15 protein-coding genes and 2 riboswitches are annotated in these 18,647 nt (G+C 71.4%); of the genes, 7 read left to right on the forward strand and 8 right to left on the reverse strand.

Annotated elements, in window-relative coordinates:
* Positions 1-9: 9 nt before the first annotated feature.
* Genes AC1Q49_RS05425 through AC1Q49_RS05455 form a run of 7 tightly spaced genes read right to left on the reverse strand, consistent with a single transcriptional unit; the run spans position 10 to position 6,980 of the window.
* On the reverse strand, positions 10-207 hold the full coding sequence (locus AC1Q49_RS05425; RefSeq protein WP_060959141.1) for a hypothetical protein: 198 nt from the start codon (positions 205-207) through the stop codon (positions 10-12).
* Positions 208-248: 41 nt separating this feature from the next.
* Positions 249-1,211 carry a glycosyltransferase family 2 protein gene (locus tag AC1Q49_RS05430; RefSeq protein ID WP_101306051.1) on the reverse strand — a complete coding sequence of 321 codons (963 nt, stop codon included), beginning with the start codon at positions 1,209-1,211 and terminating at the stop codon, positions 249-251.
* A complete protein-coding gene (locus tag AC1Q49_RS05435) occupies positions 1,208-2,374 on the reverse strand; it encodes a cysteine desulfurase family protein (RefSeq protein WP_492491158.1) in 1,167 nt (388 codons plus the stop codon). Before AC1Q49_RS05435 ends, AC1Q49_RS05430 begins: the two co-directional genes overlap by 4 nt.
* Positions 2,375-2,387: 13 nt before the next feature.
* Positions 2,388-3,296 (reverse strand): carboxylating nicotinate-nucleotide diphosphorylase, encoded by a 909-nt coding sequence (gene nadC, locus AC1Q49_RS05440; protein WP_492491159.1) that lies wholly within the window; start codon positions 3,294-3,296, stop codon positions 2,388-2,390.
* Positions 3,290-4,939: an L-aspartate oxidase gene (nadB, locus tag AC1Q49_RS05445; protein WP_492491160.1), complete on the reverse strand. Its 1,650-nt coding sequence runs from the start codon at positions 4,937-4,939 to the stop codon at positions 3,290-3,292. Before nadB ends, nadC begins: the two co-directional genes overlap by 7 nt.
* On the reverse strand, positions 4,936-6,258 hold the full coding sequence (gene nadA, locus AC1Q49_RS05450; protein ID WP_492491161.1) for a quinolinate synthase NadA: 1,323 nt from the start codon (positions 6,256-6,258) through the stop codon (positions 4,936-4,938). The genes nadB and nadA overlap by 4 nt, the downstream gene beginning before the upstream one ends.
* A complete protein-coding gene (locus tag AC1Q49_RS05455) occupies positions 6,255-6,980 on the reverse strand; it encodes an NUDIX hydrolase (RefSeq protein ID WP_060960198.1) in 726 nt (241 codons plus the stop codon). Before AC1Q49_RS05455 ends, nadA begins: the two co-directional genes overlap by 4 nt.
* A 142-nt stretch (positions 6,981-7,122) precedes the next feature.
* Here AC1Q49_RS05455 and AC1Q49_RS05460 point away from each other — a divergent pair, with 142 nt between their 5' ends.
* The 4 genes from AC1Q49_RS05460 (at position 7,123) to gcvP (ending at position 13,049) form a co-directional block, all read left to right on the forward strand.
* Positions 7,123-8,307 carry a MarP family serine protease gene (locus tag AC1Q49_RS05460; RefSeq protein WP_061782247.1) on the forward strand — a complete coding sequence of 395 codons (1,185 nt, stop codon included), beginning with the start codon at positions 7,123-7,125 and terminating at the stop codon, positions 8,305-8,307.
* A 52-nt stretch (positions 8,308-8,359) separates the two neighbouring features.
* Positions 8,360-8,466: riboswitch (glycine riboswitch) on the forward strand.
* A 1-nt stretch (position 8,467) separates the two neighbouring features.
* Positions 8,468-8,572: riboswitch (glycine riboswitch) on the forward strand.
* A gap of 51 nt (positions 8,573-8,623) precedes the next feature.
* Positions 8,624-9,802: a glycine cleavage system aminomethyltransferase GcvT gene (locus AC1Q49_RS05465; RefSeq protein ID WP_205282699.1), complete on the forward strand. Its 1,179-nt coding sequence runs from the start codon at positions 8,624-8,626 to the stop codon at positions 9,800-9,802.
* Positions 9,799-10,182 carry a glycine cleavage system protein GcvH gene (gene gcvH, locus AC1Q49_RS05470; protein WP_060960143.1) on the forward strand — a complete coding sequence of 128 codons (384 nt, stop codon included), beginning with the start codon at positions 9,799-9,801 and terminating at the stop codon, positions 10,180-10,182. The genes AC1Q49_RS05465 and gcvH overlap by 4 nt, the downstream gene beginning before the upstream one ends.
* 56 nt (positions 10,183-10,238) lie before the next feature.
* The gene (gene gcvP, locus AC1Q49_RS05475) at positions 10,239-13,049 is read left to right on the forward strand and encodes an aminomethyl-transferring glycine dehydrogenase (protein WP_492491177.1); all 2,811 of its coding nucleotides are present in this window, start codon (positions 10,239-10,241) and stop codon (positions 13,047-13,049) included.
* Positions 13,050-13,184: 135 nt separating this feature from the next.
* Here the strand turns inward: gcvP and AC1Q49_RS05480 are convergent, their stop codons facing one another.
* The gene (locus AC1Q49_RS05480) at positions 13,185-13,973 is read right to left on the reverse strand and encodes a CPBP family intramembrane glutamic endopeptidase (protein WP_060960145.1); all 789 of its coding nucleotides are present in this window, start codon (positions 13,971-13,973) and stop codon (positions 13,185-13,187) included.
* 155 nt (positions 13,974-14,128) lie between these two features.
* On the opposite strand from AC1Q49_RS05480, the gene AC1Q49_RS05485 reads away from it, so the two are divergent.
* The 3 genes from AC1Q49_RS05485 to AC1Q49_RS05495 all read left to right on the forward strand — a co-directional run bounded on the left by AC1Q49_RS05485 (position 14,129) and on the right by AC1Q49_RS05495 (position 18,640).
* Complete coding sequence (locus AC1Q49_RS05485) at positions 14,129-15,916, forward strand: ABC transporter family substrate-binding protein (protein ID WP_060960146.1); 1,788 nt, start codon at positions 14,129-14,131, stop codon at positions 15,914-15,916.
* Positions 15,917-16,073: 157 nt separating this feature from the next.
* On the forward strand, positions 16,074-17,579 hold the full coding sequence (locus AC1Q49_RS05490) for an ABC transporter permease (RefSeq protein ID WP_191008404.1): 1,506 nt from the start codon (positions 16,074-16,076) through the stop codon (positions 17,577-17,579).
* Positions 17,579-18,640, forward strand: coding sequence for an ABC transporter permease (locus AC1Q49_RS05495; RefSeq protein WP_060960148.1), 1,062 nt, complete (start codon positions 17,579-17,581; stop codon positions 18,638-18,640). The genes AC1Q49_RS05490 and AC1Q49_RS05495 overlap by 1 nt, the downstream gene beginning before the upstream one ends.
* Positions 18,641-18,647: the final 7 nt, after the last annotated feature.

The raw sequence follows: 18,647 nt of genomic DNA on the forward strand, positions 1-18,647 counted from the left end.
GGCGGCGGATCAGGCCGGCGTGTTCCAGTCCTCGGAACCGATGGCGTCCGTCGGGTGCGGGGTGGGCTCGTTCTCCGCGATGAGCTCGGGCGTCGGATTGACCAGCTCCTCCGTCGACAGCGCGGCGAGCTCGTCGATCTCGGCGCGGATCTCCGCGAGGTCGGGCCCGGTGGGCTGGTCGGAGGCGGGGGTGTCGGAACCGTTCATGCGCTCAGGATAGCCGTCGCGCCGGTACCGGGCGTCGGAGCTCACCAGAGCTCGGCCGCGCTGCGCAGGTCGGCCGTCGCGGGATCGAGGGCGATGCCGTCGGCGCGGGCACGGTCGAGCAGGCCGCGCACGAACTCCCCGAGCGCACGTCGATACGCGTCCTCGGGGCTCGTCTGCGCGATGCGCACCAGCGGGGGGACATCCATGTCCAGGATGAGGCGCACACGGGCACGGGAGGCGGCGCGCTGGCCCGCGGCATCCAGCACGGCGATGCCGCCGCGGAGCGCCTCGAGGTAGTCGACCAGCACGGGCAGCAGGTCCTTGTTCTGCGTGATCGACGTGCCGTCGGCGCGTTCTCGCCAGTGGACGACGACGTCGGGGATGACGTCGACCGCACGCGCCGCGGTGTAGAGCCGCTGCGTGACGATCTGATCCTCGTAGAGCTTGCCCTCGGGGAAGCGCAGTCCGCTCCGGCGCCAGAGCTCCACCCGGCTCAGCTTGGACCAGGCCACGATGTTGCCCGACAGCTCGGGGTGCTCGTCCAGTGTCGTGCCGAGCCGTTCCGGCTCGGTAGCCGCCCGCACCCACGGCTGCACGGGACCGGGGGAGTAGCGTCCCTCGGCGTCGGCGCGCAGCCGCACGTAGGCCCCGACGACGACATCGCTGCCGGTGCGGGTGAGGGTCTCCACGAACCGTTGCAGCGCGGTCGGGGTCAGGACGTCGTCGGCGTCGAGGAAGGCGACGAACGGGGTCTCGACGCTGTCGAGACCGGCGTTGCGGGCGGCTGAGAGCCCGCGCGCGACGCGATGGGTGATCACGCGGAAGCGCGGGTCGGCAGCGGCCGCGGCAGCGAAGACCGCGCCGGTGGCGTCCACGGAGCCGTCGTCGACGAGGACCGCGCACCAGTTCGTGAGCGTCTGCGCGCGCAGCGATGCCAGGGCCTCCTCGGCGAAGGCGGCGACGTCCCGGCCCGGGACGATGACGGTGACGACCGGAGTGCTCACGGCCCCGATCGTACCGCCGCCACCGAAGAGGCGACGGCGTCGGCGACGAGGTCCAGCTCGGCGGCGGCCTGCACCGGGTCGGTGCGGCCCAGGTCGTGAGCGAAGGTGATGCGCACCGCGGTCTGCGCCACCTCCGGGTCGATGCCCAGCGCCAGCAGCACGTGGGACGGCTCGTCGCTGCCCGCGGCGCACGCCGACCCGCTCGAGGACACGATCCCGCGGCGCTCGAGCTCCAGCAGGACCGCCTCGCCGCTGGTGCCCGTGAACGTGAAGCTCGCCGTGCCCGGAAGGCGATACCGCGGATGCCCGGTCAGGCGCGCGGTCGGGACGAGCCCGAGCACCGTCGCGATGAACCGGTCGCGCAGGGCGCTCACGCGCGCGGACGCCTCCACGCGCTCGGCTTCGGCGAGCTCGAGCGCGGTGGCCATCGCGACGGCGCCGGCGAGGTTCTCGGTGCCGCTGCGGCGATCGCGTTCCTGGCCGCCGCCGTGCAGGACCGGCTCCAGCGGCAGCCGCCCCCGCACCGCGAGGACGCCGATGCCGGCGGGGGCACCGATCTTGTGGCCCGCGATCGACAGGGCGTCGGCACCGGTGCCGGCCAGCGGCAGCCACCCGGCCGCCTGCACGGCGTCGAGGTGCAGGGGCACTCCCGCCGCCGCCGTGACCTCGGCGAGCCCGGCGACGTCCTGCACCGTGCCGATCTCGTTGTTGGCGTAGCCGACCGACACGAGAGCCGACTCCGGTCGGAGCGCGGCGGCGACGTGCGCGGGGTCGACGCGGCCCGTCTCGTCGACCGGCACGCGGGTCACCGCGACGCCGTGGACGCGCTCGAGGTAGTCGCACGAGGCGAGCACGGCCTCGTGCTCGATGGGCGTCGTGACCACGTGCACGGCCTCTCCGCGCCGCAGCGCGGTGCCGATGGCGATGCCCTTGACGGCGAGGTTGTCGGCCTCGGTGCCCCCCGAGGTGAAGACGATGTCCGCCGGTCTCATCCCGACGACCGCGGCGACGCGGCGTCGGGCGTCGGCCAGCGCGGCGGCCGCGGCCTCTCCGACGGTGTGGTGGCTGGAGGGGTTCCCGTACGCCCCGCGGAGGTAGGGCAGCATGGCGTCGAGCACGTCCGGGCGCACCGGCGTCGTCGCGGCATGGTCCAGGTACAGCACGCCCGATCTCCCGTCAGCCCGCCGGCGTCGACGCGGGGGCCGCGTCCCCGTCGCCGCGCGCGATGCGGGCGTCGAGACCGAGATCGAGCGCCCGCGCCGAGTGGGTGAGCGCGCCGACCGAGATCACGTCGACGCCGGTGGCCGCGATGGCCGCGACGGTCTCCAGGCTGACGCCTCCCGAGGCTTCCACGGTGGCGCGGCCCGCGACCTGCGCGACGCCGGCGCGGAGGTCGTCGAGGGAGAAGTTGTCGAGCATGATCGTGCCGATCCGCGCCGCCGCGGTGCTCGCCGCGAGGACGGGCTCGATCTGGTCGAGTCGGTCGACCTCCACCTCGATGTGCGCCGTATGAGGCAGCTCCGCGAGTGCCGTGCGCAGCGCCGCCGTCACGTCGGCGCCGCCCGCGGTGAGGACTGCGAGGTGGTTGTCCTTGGCCATGACCGCGTCCGACAGCGAGTAGCGGTGGTTGCGTCCCCCGCCGCTGCGCACGGCGTGGCGCTCGAGGGCGCGAAGGCCCGGCGTGGTCTTGCGCGTGTCGGCGATCCGCGCCCGCGTGCCCGCCACCGCGGCGACGTAGCGCGCCGTCAGTGTCGCGATGCCGCTCATCCGCTGCACGAAATTGAGTCCGACGCGCTCGGCGGTCAGCACGGCGCGGGCCGGGCCGGCCACGGTGGCGAGCACGTCCCCGGCCGCGAAGCTCTCACCGTCGCGCCGGTGGAGCCGCACCGCGACGGCGGGATCGGTCAGCGCGAACGCGGCGGCGAAGACCTCGCCGCCACTGAAGACGCCGGGCTCGCGCGCGACGAGGTCGGCGGTCGCGACGGCATCCTCGGGGATCAGGTATCGACTCGTGAGGTCGCCCCACGGTGCATCCTCGTCGAGCGCGGCGGCGACGACGCGGTCGATGTGGCGCCGGGTCAGCATGATGCGCCCTCCAGCTCGCGGGACGCCCGGTCGTTCGAGGCCCCGGTGTCGTCGCGCCGGGTGTGCGCGCCGACGGATGCGGTGCGCGCCGCCGCGGCGCCGACCACCTGGGCCGCGACGACGAGCAGATTCTCGTCCTCGAACTCGGCCTCGGTGCGCGGCGTCCGCGGCTGTGCGCGCCAGCCCGCGATCATCCGGCTCGCGCGATCCAGACCCGCGGCGTCGCGGACGAGGCCGGCGTCCTCCCACATCACCTGCTGGAGGGCGCGTCGCGTGAAGGGCGCGGGCGACGGGATGCCGGCGGTCGAGCCGGCCGGGACCGCCGCGGCGCCGTCGTCGTCGGCGGCCGCGAGCGGCGCGGGCGACGGCCAGAACCCGGAGGCGAGGTCGGCGGCGACGGCGTCGCCGGCGCGCGCACCGAACACCGCGCCTTCCAGCAGCGAGTTGGAGGCGAGCCGGTTCGCGCCGTGGACGCCGGTGCGGGCGACCTCGCCCACCGCGTAGAGCCTCGGGACGCTGGTCCGCCCGGCCAGGTCGGTGGCGACGCCGCCCATCAGGTAGTGCGCGGCGGGAGTGACGGGGATCGGCTCCTGCGACCAGTCGAACCCGCGCTCCCGGACGGCCGCGTCGATCGTCGGGAACCGGCGCGCGAGGAAGGCCGCCGTCTGCTTGCGTGCGGGGCCGGAGCCGTCGTGTCCGAGTCCCGTCGCGTCCAGCAGCACGGGGCGACCCGACTGCTCCTCCATCACGGCGGCGATGGCGCGCGCGACCACGTCGCGCGGCGCGAGCTCGGCGTCGGGATGGACGTCGAGCATGAATCGTCGACCCTGTTCGTCTCTCAGGACGCCGCCCTCGCCCCGCACCGCCTCGGAGACGAGGAACGCCTCTCCCGGCCGCGAGGTGAGCACGGTCGGGTGGAACTGGACGAACTCCAGGTCGCGGACCACGGCGCCGGCGCGCACCGCGGCGGCGATGCCGTCTCCGGTGGCGACCGGCGGGTTGGTCGTGTGCGCGTACAGCTGCCCGGCACCGCCGGTGGCGAGGACGACGGCGTCGGCGTCGAGCGACACGCGACGCTCGTCGTCGACGAGCAGGTCCACGCCGCGGGCGCGCCCGTCGCCGTCGAGGAGCACGTCGACGAGGAAGGCGTGCTCGAGGACGTCGACGCCGCTGACCCGAAGCCGCCCGACGAGCGCCTTCTCGATCGCGCTGCCGGTCGCATCGCCCCCCGCGTGCAGCACACGGGGGTAGGAGTGGGCGGCTTCCAGTCCCTTGACGAGGGTGCCGTCGGCTCCCCGGTCGAACTCCACACCCCGTGCGATGAGCTCGCGGATGCGGGCGGGCCCCTCCTCGACGAGCACGCGCACCGCGTCGGCGTCGCTGAGCCCTGCCCCCGCCACCAGCGTGTCGCGCTCGTGCGCCGCCGCGCTGTCGTCGTCGAACATGACGCCGGCGATCCCGCCCTGCGCGTACCGCGTGTTCGCGTGCTCCAGCACGTCTTTCGTCACGAGCGTGACCCGGCATCCGGATGCCGTGGCGTGCAGGGCCGCGGTGAGCCCGGCGATCCCGGAGCCCGCGATGACCACGTGCGGCGCGTCCCGCCGCGCCGGCGGCACCCGCGGGGCGGCGTCGGTCGCGGTCACGGCTTGGCCGCCAGCATCCGCTCGAGCGCGACCCGCGCCGGATCGGCGACGTCGGCGGGCACCGTGATGCGGTTGACGACCTCGCCGGCGACGAGCCGCTCCAGCACCCAGGCGAGATACCCGGGGTGGATGCGATACATCGTCGAGCACGGGCAGACCACCGGGTCCAGGCAGAAGATGCGGTGCTGGGGGTACTGCGCCGCGAGCCGCTGGACGAGGTTGATCTCCGTGCCGATCGCGAAGGTCGTCGGCTCGGTGGCCGCGGCGATCGCCTTGCGGATGTAGTCCGTGGACCCCGCCTCGTCGGCGGCATCCACCACCGCCATCGGGCACTCGGGGTGGACGATCACCCGCACCCCCGGGTGCTCGGCGCGCGCCTTGTCGATCTGGTCGACCGTGAACCGGCGGTGTACGGAGCAGAACCCGTGCCACAGGATCACCCGCGCGTCCGCGAGCTCGGCCGGGGTGGAGCCGCCGAGCGGCTTGCGCGGGTTCCACATCGGCATCTGCGCGATCGGCACGCCCATCGCCTTCGCGGTGTTGCGGCCGAGATGCTGGTCGGGGAAGAAGAGGACGCGGCGCCCGCGGGCGAAGGCCCACTCCAGCACGGTGCGGGCGTTCGACGAGGTGCAGACGATGCCGCCGTGGCGCCCGACGAAGCCCTTGATCGCCGCCGACGAGTTCATGTACGTGACCGGGATCACCGGCACGCGACCGTCGGCGTCCGGGGCCTCGAGGTCGCCGTACACGTCCGCCAGCTGCTCCCAGCACTCCTCGACCTCGTCGATGGAGGCCATGTCGGCCATCGAGCATCCCGCCGCGAGGTTCGGAAGGATGACCGCCTGCTCCGGGCGGGACAGCAGATCGGCGGTCTCCGCCATGAAGTGCACGCCGCAGAAGACGATCGCTTCGGCATCCGGGTGCTCGAGCGCCGCGTTGGCGAGCTGGAAGGAGTCGCCCACGTAGTCCGCGTGGGTGACGACCTCTTCGCGCTGGTAGAAGTGACCGAGCACCACGACGCGCGAGCCGAGCGTCTGCTTCGCGGCGCGGATGCGGGCGTGCAGCTCGTCCTCGCCGGCGGTGCGGTACTCGGCGGGCAGCTCTCCCTGACGCGGCGAGCCCACGGGGATCACATCGCCCATCGACGAGCCGGGACCGTAGCCGGGACGTCGGTCGAAGTCCCACGGGCCCGCGGCGAGCTCCGTGTTGCAGGTCTCGGCCGTCGAAGCGCCGGCGACGATGGCCTGGATGCCGTGGTCGACGCTCGGGTCGACGCGGTCGGCCGGCGGCGGCGTGAGGGTGAGGATGGTGGCGCTCATATCGTGACCTCTTCGGGAAGGACGGGTGGTGCGGGGGTGTCGGTGGGCAGCGGGCCGCGATCGGCCAGCTCGACGTCGTGGTTGTAGCGGTACAGGCGGGCCGGACGGTGGCTGCCCGTGCGGAAGCGCTCCGTGGGGATGAGCGTCCCCGAGTTCTCGACCTGGCGTCGGAAGTTGGCGGGGTCGAGCTCGCGTTCGAGGATCGCCTCGTAGACCTCGCGCAGGTCCGACAGGGTGAACAGGTCCGGCAGCAGCCCGTGCGCGATGCGGCTGTAGCCGACCTTGTTGCGCAGCCGCCACAGAGCGTACTCGACGATGTGGCGATGGTCGAAGGCCAGCTCCGGCGGTCGGGAGGCGTCGAACCAGGCGACGTTCTCGGCGTCGGCGGGCAGCTGGGCGCCCTCGCGCAGCAGCGCCCAGTAGACGATGGACACGACGCGGCCGGGGGAGCGGCCGATGTCGCCGAAGGCGTAGAGCTGCTCGAGGTAGCTGGGCGCGAGGCCGGTCGTCTCGGCCAGCGTGCGCGAGGCCGCCGTCTCGAGCTCCTCCGTGCTGTCCAGCCAGCCGCCGGGCAGCGCCCAGCGTCCCTCGTGGGGATCCCGCGTGCGCCGCACGAGCGGGAGGACGACCGCCAGCCGCCCGTCGGCGTCGCGCCGCAGGCTGAAGATGACCGTCGACACGGCGACACGGATGCCGTCGACAGCGGAGTCTGTTCTTGTCATGGTGACCATAACCTCGGCCACGATCTTAGAGTCATCCCGACACGAAGGTCAAACCGACCTCGCCGGATCAGATCGGGCGCCCGCGGCGATCGTGCAGGAAGCACCGAGGACGGCCGGGTACGGTGTCGGCGGAGGTCACCCCGTGCTCATCGTCGACATCATCGCCGCCGCGGCCCTGCTCATCGCGTTCGCGGCGGGCATCGCCCGCGGGTTCTTCGCGAGCCTGGGCAGCGTCATCGGCATGATCGTCGGCGCCGCCGCCGCCCTCTGGCTGCTTCCCCTCGCGACGCCGTGGCTCTCCACCGTGATCCCGTCCGGCGGCGCCCGCACCGCGGCGCTCGCCGCCGCCGCGATCGGCCTGGTCGTGATCGGCACGGCGGCCGGCGCCGCGATCGGCAGGGCGGTGCGCCGGGGCGTCGACCGCAGCCGGCTCCGCGGGCTCGAGCGCTTCCTCGGGGGCGTGCTGACGACCGTCGCGACGGCGCTGGCACTCCTGCTCGTCTCCTCCGGGCTCGCGACCGCCGGCATCCCGTACGTCTCGTCGGCCGTCGCCTCGTCGCGGGTGCTCGGCGCGATCGACGCCCTCACCCCGGCGCCCCTGGACGAAGCCCTGGCCACGGCGCGCGGCGCGCTGCTGTCCGACGGCCTCCCGCGGCTCGAAGCGGCCATCGGTGCGGTGGTGGCACCGACCGATCCGCCCATCACCCTCGACGACCCCCAGCTGCAGGCCGCGTCGGCATCGGTCGCCCGCGTCAGCGGCACCGCGTACGCCTGCGGCGTGTCGATGACGGGCTCGGGGTTCGTCGCCGCGCCGGGACTCGTCGTGACCAACGCGCACGTCGTCGCGGGAGTCGACACCCCCGTCGTCGAGCTTCCCGGCGGGCGCGCCACGGAAGGGCGCATCGTCCTGTTCGATGCCGTGGACGACCTCGCGGTCATCTCGATCGGAGACCTCGCCGCCACGCCGCTTCCCCTCGCCGACCCGGCCGCGCCCGGAACGCAGGCCGCCGTGCAGGGCTACCCGCACGGCGGACCGTTCACGAGCATCTCCGCCGGCGTGCTGTCGGTCGCCTCCGTCCCCGTGCCCGACATCTACGACGCCTCCGCGGCGCCCCGCGAGATCTACGCCCTCGACGCCGACGTGCAGCCCGGCAACTCCGGTGGGCCGCTGCTGACCGGCGACGGCGAAGTCGTGGGCGTGGTCTTCGCGCGCGGCGCGGACGGCGAAGGGCGCGGGTACGCGATGACGACCTCGGTGCTGCGCCCCGACCTCGCCTCGGTGACCTCCGCGTCGCCCACGGTCGGATCCGGCCGCTGCACGGGCTGAACGCACACCCGGCGTGGGCGCTATGCTGACAGGGCAACTGAAGACAGGCCGCATGACGTGTGCGGGAGAGCTCCGGCATCCACGTTCTCGACGGGGCCCGGACACCGAAGGAGCAAGCCTCCCCGCCAATCTCTCAGGTCCGCGTACCGCTCGCGTCCGGCCGCTCTGGAAAGCGATCCCCGCTGTGGGGGGATCCGCCGACGGTGAAAGCCGGCACCCGTGCAGACGGAGCCGGTGAAACTCTCAGGCCCATGACAGAGGGGGAGTTCCCGGCTGCCGGTCCCGGCATCCGCCCGCCCGATCTCGGGGAGAACTCATGCCAGACCTCCGCACCACCGCACTCGCCGATCGCCACGCCGCGCTCGGAGCCTCCTTCACCGACTTCGGCGGGTGGGACATGCCGGTGCGCTACACCTCCGACCTGGCCGAGCATCACGCCGTCCGCACGGCCGCGGGCCTGTTCGACATCTCGCACATGGCGGAGTTCCTCGTGACCGGCTCGGGCGCGGCCGCCTTCCTCGACTACGCGCTCGCCGGCCGCATCTCCACGATGAAGGTCGGGAAGGCCAAGTACTCGCTGCTGCTCGACGATCAGGGCGGCGTGATCGACGACGTCATCGTCTACCGCACCGGCGACGAGTACTTCCTGGTGATCTCCAACGCCGGCAACCGCGCCCTCGTCGCCGACGCGTTCTCGGCGCGGGTCGACCGCGCGGCGGAGATCGTGCGGTCCGGCAGGGAGGTTCCCGCAGACGGCGCCGTCGGGTTCGTCGTCGGCACCGAGCGCGCGCGCATCGAGGACATCTCCGACCAGACCTCGCTGATCGCCGTGCAGGGTCCGCGCGCCCGCGAGATCGTGGAAGCGACGGCCGGCGTCACGGACGTGCAGCCGGCGCTCGCCGACCTCGGCTACTACGCCTGGTCCGCGGGGCGGTTCCAGGACGAGAACCTGTTCATCGCGCGCACCGGGTACACCGGGGAGGACGGCTTCGAACTGATGGTGCCGAACGCCCTCGCCCCGGCGCTGTGGGACGCCCTGCTCGAGGCGGGGGAGCCGCTCGGCCTCGTCCCCGCCGGCCTCGCCGCGCGCGACACCCTCCGGCTCGAAGCCGGCATGCCGCTGCACGGACACGAACTGTCGACGGCGATCCTGCCGGCCCAGGCGGGGCTCGGCCGCGTCGTCGCCGGCGACAAGGACGAGTTCGTCGGCAAGGACGCGCTCGCCGCGGCATCCGACGATCTGCCCGTGCTGGTCGGTCTCGTGGCCGAGGGACGTCGCGCCGGCCGCGCCGGCTACGCCGTGGTGGATGCCGCGGGCACCCCCGTCGGCGAGATCACCAGCGGGGCGCTCAGCCCGACGCTCGGGCACCCCGTCGCCATGGCCTTCGTCCCGCCGGCGCTCGCCGAAGCCGGCACCTCGCTCTTCATCGACGTGCGGGGAACGCTCATCCCCGCGACCGTGACCGCCCTGCCTTTCTACCGGAGGACCGCATGACCGACCTGACCGCCCTCAAGTACACCGAAGAACACGAGTGGGTCGCCCTCGACGGCGACGTCGCCACCGTCGGCATCACCGACTACGCGGCCGACAAGCTCGGCGACGTCGTCTACGTCGACCTCCCCGCGGTCGGCTCCACCGTCACCGCGAACACGGTCTGCGGCGAGATCGAGTCGACCAAGTCGGTCGGCGAGCTCTACGCACCGCTGTCCGGCGAGGTCGTCGCGATCAACGACGCCGTGGTCGACGACCCCTCCCTCGTGAACAGCGGCGCCTTCGACGGCGGGTGGCTCGTGAAGATCCAGGTCGACCCGAGCGATGTCGATGCGCTCCTGGACCGGGCCGCCTACGTCGCGCTCACGGGCGGCGAGGAGTGAACACGGCGCCCTTCCGCGACCGGCACATCGGCACCGACGCCGCCGCCCAGGCCGAGATGCTCAGCGCGCTCGGCTACGACAGCGTCGGCGCGCTCGTGGACCGCGCCGTCCCGGCATCCATCCACGCCGCCCCCGTCGCCGACAGCGCCATCCCCCCGGCGGCGACCGAGGCGCAGGCGCTCGCGGAGCTGCGCGAGCTCGCGTCGCAGAACCGGCCGGCGAGGTCGATGATCGGGCTGGGCTACTACGACACGCTGACCCCGTCGGTGATCGCGCGCAACGTCTTCGAGAACCCGTCCTGGTACACCGCGTACACGCCCTACCAGCCGGAGATCTCGCAGGGCCGCCTCGAAGCCCTCATCAACTTCCAGACCATGGTCACCGATCTGACGGGCCTGGCGACCGCCAATGCGTCGATGCTGGACGAATCGACCGCCGTCGTGGAGGGCATGCTGGTCGCCCGCCGCGCGTCGAGGTCGAAGAGCACCGTCTTCCTGGTCGACGCCGACGCGCTCCCGCAGACCAAGGCGCTGCTCGCGCACCGCGCGGCCGCGCTCGGCATCGAGGTGCGGGAGACCTCCTACGGGGAGAGCCTCCTGCCCGCCGATCTCGACGTGTTCGGGGCGTTCGTCCAGTACCCCGGCGCGACGGGACGCATCTGGGATCCCAGCGACGTCATCGCGGCGGTGCAGGCGCAGGGCGGTCTCGTCGTCGTCGCGGCCGACCTGCTCGCGCTCACCCTGCTGCGGTCGCCGGGCTCGCTCGGCGCGGACATCGCGGTCGGCACCACGCAGCGCTTCGGCGTGCCGATGGGCTTCGGTGGCCCGCACGCGGGCTACATGGCGGTCCGTTCCGGCCTCGAGCGGCAGCTGCCCGGACGCCTCGTGGGCGTCTCGGTGGATGCCGCGGGCCGCCCCGCCTACCGGCTGTCGCTGCAGACCCGTGAGCAGCACATCCGCCGCGAGAAGGCGACCTCGAACATCTGCACCGCGCAGGTTCTCCTGGCCGTGATGGCCTCGATGTACGCCGTGTACCACGGCCCCGACGGACTGCGCCGCATCGCCGCCGAGGTCGCCGCGACCGCGGCGCTGCTTCGCGACTGGCTCGTCGACGCGGGAAACGAGGTGCTCCACGAGAGCTTCTTCGACACCGTGGTCGTGAAGGTCCCCGGGCGCGCGGGCGCCGTCGTCGACGCGGCGCGCGAGCGCGGCTTCCAGCTGTGGTTCCGCGACACCGACTCGGTCGGCATCTCGGTCGACGAGACCACGACGCCCGCGGACGTCCACGCCCTCGTCCAGGTCTTCGGCGGACCCGAGCAGCGCGCGTTCGGATTCGTCAGCGGGCCGCTTCCCGCGTCGGTGCCGTCGTCGCTGTGGCGGGTCGACGAGTTCCTGACGCACCCCGTGTTCCAGGCGCACCACTCCGAGACGGCGATGATGCGCTACCTCAAGCAGCTCGCCGACCGCGACTACGCGCTCGATCGCGGGATGATCCCGCTGGGCTCGTGCACGATGAAGCTCAACGCCGCCACCGAGATGGCGGCGGTGTCGTGGCCCGAGTTCGCGCGCGTGCACCCGTTCGCCCCGGCGGACGACGTCGCGGGCTACCTCGTGCTCATCGAGCAGCTCGAGTCGTGGCTGGCCGAGATCACCGGGTACGACGCGGTCTCCCTGCAGCCGAACGCCGGTTCGCAGGGGGAGCTGGCGGGCCTGCTGGCGATCCGCGGCTACCACCACTCCCGGGGCGACGTGCAGCGCGACGTCTGTCTCATCCCGTCGTCGGCCCACGGCACCAACGCGGCATCCGCCGTGCTCGCCGGGATGCGGGTCGTCGTGGTCGCCTGCGACGAGGCCGGCAACGTCGACCTCGCCGACCTCCGCGCGAAGATCGTGACGCACGCCGACGCCCTGGCGGCACTCATGATCACCTACCCGTCGACCCACGGCGTCTACGAGCAGGACGTCGTGGACATCACCGCCGCGGTGCACGAGGCCGGGGGACAGGTGTACGTCGACGGCGCCAACATGAACGCGCTCGTCGGCTTCGCCCGCTTCGGCGACCTCGGCGGCGACGTGTCGCACCTGAACCTGCACAAGACGTTCGCGATCCCGCACGGCGGCGGCGGGCCCGGCGTCGGACCGGTCGCGGCGAAGGCGCACCTCGCGCCGTTCCTGCCGTCGCACCCGCTGGCGCAGCGCGCCGAGCACGCGGGCGGCTTCGTCTTCGACGGCGGACCGATCTCGGCGGCGCCGTACGGCTCGGCATCCATCCTGCCGATCTCGTGGGCGTACATCCGGATGATGGGAGCCGACGGGCTGCGGGAGGCGACGGGGGCCGCCGTGCTGGCCGCCAACTACATCGCCGTGCGTCTGCGCGATCACTACCCGGTGCTGTACGCGGGTGAGGGCGGTCTCGTCGCGCACGAGAGCATCCTCGACCTGCGGCCCCTCAAGGAGGCGACCGGCGTGAGCGTCGACGACGTCGCCAAGCGGCTGATCGACTACGGCTTCCATGCGCCGACGATGTCCTTCCCGGTCGCGGGCACGCTGATGGTCGAGCCGACCGAGTCCGAGGACCTGGGCGAGATCGAGCGCTTCATCGAGGCCATGATCGCGATCCGGGCCGAGGCGGATGCCGTGGCATCCGGCACCTGGCCCGCCGACGACAACCCGCTCGCGAACGCGCCGCACACCGCGGAGTCGATCGCCGTGGGGGAGTGGACGCATCCGTACACCCGCGAGCTCGCCGTGTACCCCGTGCACAGCCTCGTGCGCACCAAGTACTGGCCGCCCGTGCGACGGATCGACAACGCGTACGGCGACCGCAACCTGGTCTGCGCCTGCCCGCCGCCGGAGGCCTTCGCCTGACGCCCGCCCCGCCCGCGCCGACCGCCGTGTGAGACACACCTCTCGCGCCGAGAAACCACTGCAGATCGTGTGTCTCGGCGCGGAGGTGATGTCTCGGCGCGGGTGTGGCGTCGCGCGCGGGGCGCGGGTGGCGGATCAGGAGAAGATGCCGGGCCACCAGGCGGCGGCGAGCGGGTAGCCCACGAACGCGATCACGTCGATGAGGGTGTGGGCGATGACGAGCGGCATGACCCGCCCCCAGCGGTGGTAGACCCAGCCGAACACGATGCCCATCGCGACGTTGCCCGCGATCGGACCCCACCCCTGGTAGGCGTGGTACGCGCCGCGCAGCGCGGCCGTCGACAGGATGATGGTCCACGTGCCCCACCCCAGGCGTCGCAGCCGGTCGAACAGATAGCCGATGAAGATGACCTCCTCCGTCAGCCCCGCACGGACCGCCGCGAGCAGCAGCAGGGGGATCGTCCACCACGACGCGTCCAGCGGCGCGGCATCCACCTGGACGGTGATGCCGAGCGCCCGGCCGGCGACGTAGAGCCCGAGCCCCGGGATGCCGATGACGGCGACCAGCAGCGCGCCCGCGCCGAGGTCCTTGCCGAACATGCGGAAGTCCAGCCCGATGCGGCGGAACGCCGAGACTCCCGGCTCCCACAGCAGGTAGATCGCGAGGGCGATCGGAGCGAACGCGAAGAGCTGGCTGACGAGCTGGTTCAGCACGTCCCAGAACTGCGCCGCGTTGGCGCCCGGGTTGAGCGAGGTCGACTGGTCGCCCAGCGCCTGCTCCCTCGTCAGCGCCTGCACGAGGGAGAGCACCGAGAAGACGGCGGAGCGTCCGACCGACAGGGCGAGCACGATTCCGATCTCCCACCAGAGTCGGGTGTGCAGCCTCCTCGTTCTTGGCAGTTCGCCGGTGAGAGAATCGCTCATCTTGTCAGATTGCCAGATGTGCCCGGAACTGAGTTAAGGGTCTGTAACGTTTTCCCTAACGGTTTTGATCAACGCTGATCAGAACTTATGGTTTCGGTATCCGCGCCGTGGGTGTTTCACCCGCCTGCGCATCCATCCCTTACCCAGGAGGAAAATTGAAGAAGTCACGCTGGGGAGCACTTGCCGCGGTCACCGCGGCCGGCGCCCTCGCCCTGACGGGCTGCACGGCCAGCGGTGGTGGCAACGCCACCGACGCTGCGCCGACCGGTGGCACCGTCACGATGGCCATCGTGAACGACCTGACGTCGCTGAACAGCAACACGCCGCAGGGCAACCTGGACACCAACGGCCAGTACGTCTACCTGACCACGGGCGGGTTCTTCTACCCGGACAACAGCTTCAACGTCGTCAAGGACGAGTCGTTCGGCACGTACGAGAAGACCTCGGACGACCCGCTGACCGTCAAGTACACGCTGAAGAAGGACCTCAAGTGGTCCGACGGTGAGCCCATCACCGCCGACGACATGGTCCTCGCCTGGGCGATCGCCTCGGGCCACTACGACGACGCGACCACCGACGCGGACGGCAACGTCACCGGCGGCACGCAGTACTTCCAGATCGCCGGCTCGACCGCGGGCATCAACTCGACCGACTTCCCCGAGGTCGGCGACGACAACACGTCGATCACCCTGAAGTACTCCGAGCCCTACGTGGACTGGGACATCTTCAACCCGATCGCCCAGCCCGCGCACGTCGTGGCGAAGAAGGCGGGCCTGTCGACGGCCGCCGACCTGACGAAGCTGCTCGAGGGCCTGCCCAAGGGCGACCCGGCCGCTCCCGTCGCCGTCAACGACACGCTGAAGAAGGCTGCCGACTTCGTCAACACCGGCTACGACATCACGTCGTTCCCGACCGACAAGGACCTCCTCGTCACGTCGGGCCCGTGGGTCCTGTCGGCGTGGACGCCCGGCCAGTCGCTCACGTTCGAGCACAACCCGAACTACACGGGCAACCTCGCCCCGAAGATCGACAAGCTCGTCATGCGCATCATCGGTGACGCTGCCGCCCAGGTGACCGCCCTGCAGAACGGCGAGGTCGACCTCGTCTACCCGCAGGCGTCCGCCGACACCAAGAAGTCGCTCGAGGCCGTCTCCGGCGCCCAGGTCATCACCGGTGACCAGGTCTCCTACGACCACCTCGACCTGAACTTCGGCTCCGAGGTCTTCAGCGACGCGACGGTCCGTGAGGCGTTCCTGCTCACGATCCCGCGCCAGCAGATCCTCGACGCGATCGTGACGCCGGTCAACCCCGACGCCAAGGTCCTCGACTCGCAGCTGTGGCTGCCGAGCCAGTCGGAGTACGCGACCACGGTCAAGCAGAACGGTTCGGACAAGTACGACCCGTCGAAGCTCGACGAGAACATCGCCAAGGCCAAGGAGCTCCTCGCCGGCAAGACGCCGACCGTGAAGATCCTCTACAACACCAAGAACCCGAACCGCGTGGACGAGTTCCAGGCGATCCAGTCCTCGGCGGCGAAGGCCGGCTTCCAGGTCGTCGACGGCGGAGACCCCAAGTGGTCGACGCTCCTCGCCGGCGGCAACTACGACGCGTCGCTGTTCGGCTGGATCTCGGCCGGCATCGGCACGGCGCAGATCCCGCAGCTGTTCGCCTCGGACGGCGGCGGTAACTACAACCGCTTCACCGCGGCCAACGACGACGCCGTGGCCACGCAGACCACCGTCGACAAGGACAAGCTGACCGACCTCATGCTGGCGATCGACAAGACCGCCTTCACCGAGGGCTACGGCCTGCCCCTCTTCCAGGCACCCGGCATCTACGGCGTCTCCAGCAAGCTGGACGGCGTGAAGTACATGGGCAACCAGACCGGTCCGATCTGGAACAACTGGGAGTGGTCCGTCAAGAAGAGCACCAACACCAAGTAGTACCCACGCCAGGGTGGCGTCTACGGTAGATCCCGAAGGCGCCACCCTGGCCCCTGTCTGTCAACCGATGGGACGGGCGATCGCAACCCGATGCCGCCGTCCCGTCGCACGTCGAAGTGAGTGACCTTTGGTCGGTTTCATTCTCCGTAGGGTCGGTGTGTCGATCCTCATCCTTCTTGCGGCATCCTTCGTGATGTTCAACCTCGTCGCGTTGTCCACGGATCCGCTCGAGGATCTGCGCGCGTCGAACAACCCCAACAAGCAGCAGCTCATCGAGGCGCGCATCCAGCTCGCCAACCTCGATGTGGCGCCGCCGCTGCGGTGGGCGATGTGGGTCGGGGGAGCCGCCAAGTGCCTCATCCCGTTCGCCAACGCCTGCGACCTCGGCACCACGTTCCAGGGCGCGCCCGTGACGGACGTCCTGCCGATCGCCATGGTCTCCACGGTTCAGATGGTCACAGCGGCGCTGCTGCTGGCCATCCTGTTCGGTATCTCCACCGGCATCCTCTCCGCCCTCCGCGAGAACAGCGGCTTCGACGTGTCCTTCACGGTGCTGAGCCTGTTCCTGTACTCGCTGCCGTCGTTCCTCGCGGCCGCGCTGCTGAAGAACTTCGTCGCGATCGGCTTCAATGACTTCCTGCAGGATCCGGTGATCCCCATCGTGGTCTCGATCGTCATCGGACTCGTGGTCGCCCTCATCGTCCAAGCCGTGGTGGGCGGGGACGCCCGCCGGCGGCTGACCTCCGGGGGCACGAGCTTCGTGCTCACCGCGGGCCTGCTGCTGTACATGAGCGCCACCGGCTGGTTCCTCACGCCCGGGTTCGGGCCCATCGGCGTGATCGTGCTGAGCGCGGGAGCCGCGCTCGGCGTGACCCTCCTCATCGCGGGGCTGCGTCAGCGCCGCGCGCTGCTGACCGCCGGCATCGTCGCCGTCGTCGGCATCGTCTGCTACTTCGCGCTCCAGGGCCTGTTCGACGTGTCGACCTTCTGGACGCTCGTCATCCTGTTCGTGATCGCCCTCGCGGTCGGACTCGCCACCGGCTTCTTCGTGGGCGGCGACGACCGCGCGCAGAACATGCGCATCGGGGTGCTCGTCGCGATCCTGGTCAGCGTCATCATCCTGATCGACCGCTTCATGCAGTCCTTCCCCGGGTACATGGACGACATGAACGGTCGCCCGATCGCGACCGTCGGCTCGTCCACCCCCGGCTACGCCCCGGACAACATGTGGCGCGTCGGTCTCGACGTCTTCTTCCACCTGCTGCTTCCCACGGTGTCGCTGCTCACGATCTCGTTCGCCGGCTACACGCGCTACGCGCGCGCGGGCATGATCGAGGTGCTCAGCCAGGACTACGTGCGCACCGCCCGCGCCAAGGGCATGCCTGAGCGCGTCGTCGTCGTCCGTCACGCGTTCCGCAACGTGCTCATCCCCATCACGACGCTGGTCGCGACGGACCTCGGCGGCTTGTTGGGTGGGGCGATCATCACCGAGTTCATCTTCGCGATCCCCGGCATGGGCGCCCTGTTCCAGAGATCCCTGGGGCCGGGTGACCTGTACCCCGTGATGGGCTACTTCATCGTCATCGCCTTCATGGCCATCCTGTTCAACTTCCTTGCCGATCTCGCGTATGCGGCACTCGACCCGAGAGTGAGGGTCCGCTGATGTCCAGCACCATCTCCGAAGCCCCCGGTGACGTCGAGGAGACGCGCTCGGTCAGCCAGAGCCGCATCATCTGGCGTCGCTTCCTCTCGCAGAAGGTCGGCCTCATCGCCGCCATCGTGCTGCTGGCCGTCGTCGCGTTCGCGACGAGCGCCGTCGGCGTGGGCCCCATCCCGGGCTGGTGGAAGTACAACTGGTACGACCTGTCGAACAGCGTGAACGGCGGCGAGCCGACGCTGACGCTGATCCCGTTCTCGCTCGGCGACCACCCCTTCGGCCAGGACCGCATCGGTCGCGACTACTTCGCGATGACGATGCGCGGCATCCAGAACTCGTTCGTCGCCATGGTGCTCATCACGGGCATCGCGCTCGTGGTGGGTGTGACCGTCGGCGCCATCGCCGGCTACTTCCGCGGGTGGGTGGATGCCGTCCTCATGCGCTTGACGGACGTGTTCATCGTGATCCCGGCCATCGTCATCGCGGCGGTCGTCGGAAACTGGGCCGGCGCCGTCGGCGTGTGGGTGCTCGGCATCATGCTCGGCTTCTTCAGCTGGATGGTCATCGCCCGCCTGGTGCGCGGCGAGTTCCTCTCGCTGCGCGAGCGCGAGTTCGTGGAGGCCGCGCGCGTGGCCGGCGCCTCCGACGCCCGGATCATCTTCCGCCACATCCTGCCCAACGCGACCGGCGTCATCATCGTCTCGGGCTCGCTCCTGGCGGCCGGCGCGATCCTGCTCGAGGCGGCGATCTCGCTGCTGGGCTACGGCATCCGCTCTCCTGATGTGTCGCTGGGTCTGCTCATCGGCGTGAACCAGTCGGCGTTCACCGTGCGTCCGTGGCTGTTCTGGTGGCCCGCCCTGTTCATCGTCGTGCTGGCGCTGTCGGCGAACATCTTCGGCGACGCGCTGCGCGAGGCGTTCGACCCGCGCAGCCGCCGGTTCTCCCGCCGTCGCACGAAGGACCGTGCGAACGGCGTCGAGCCGGATGTCGCGCCGCCGACGTCGCTGATGGATGCCGGTGCGCAGAACCCCCGGACCGGAACGCCGACCCTGCAGGATCCGGAGTAAGCCGGAT

The organism is Microbacterium sp. MPR-TSA4 (assembly GCF_058792815.1).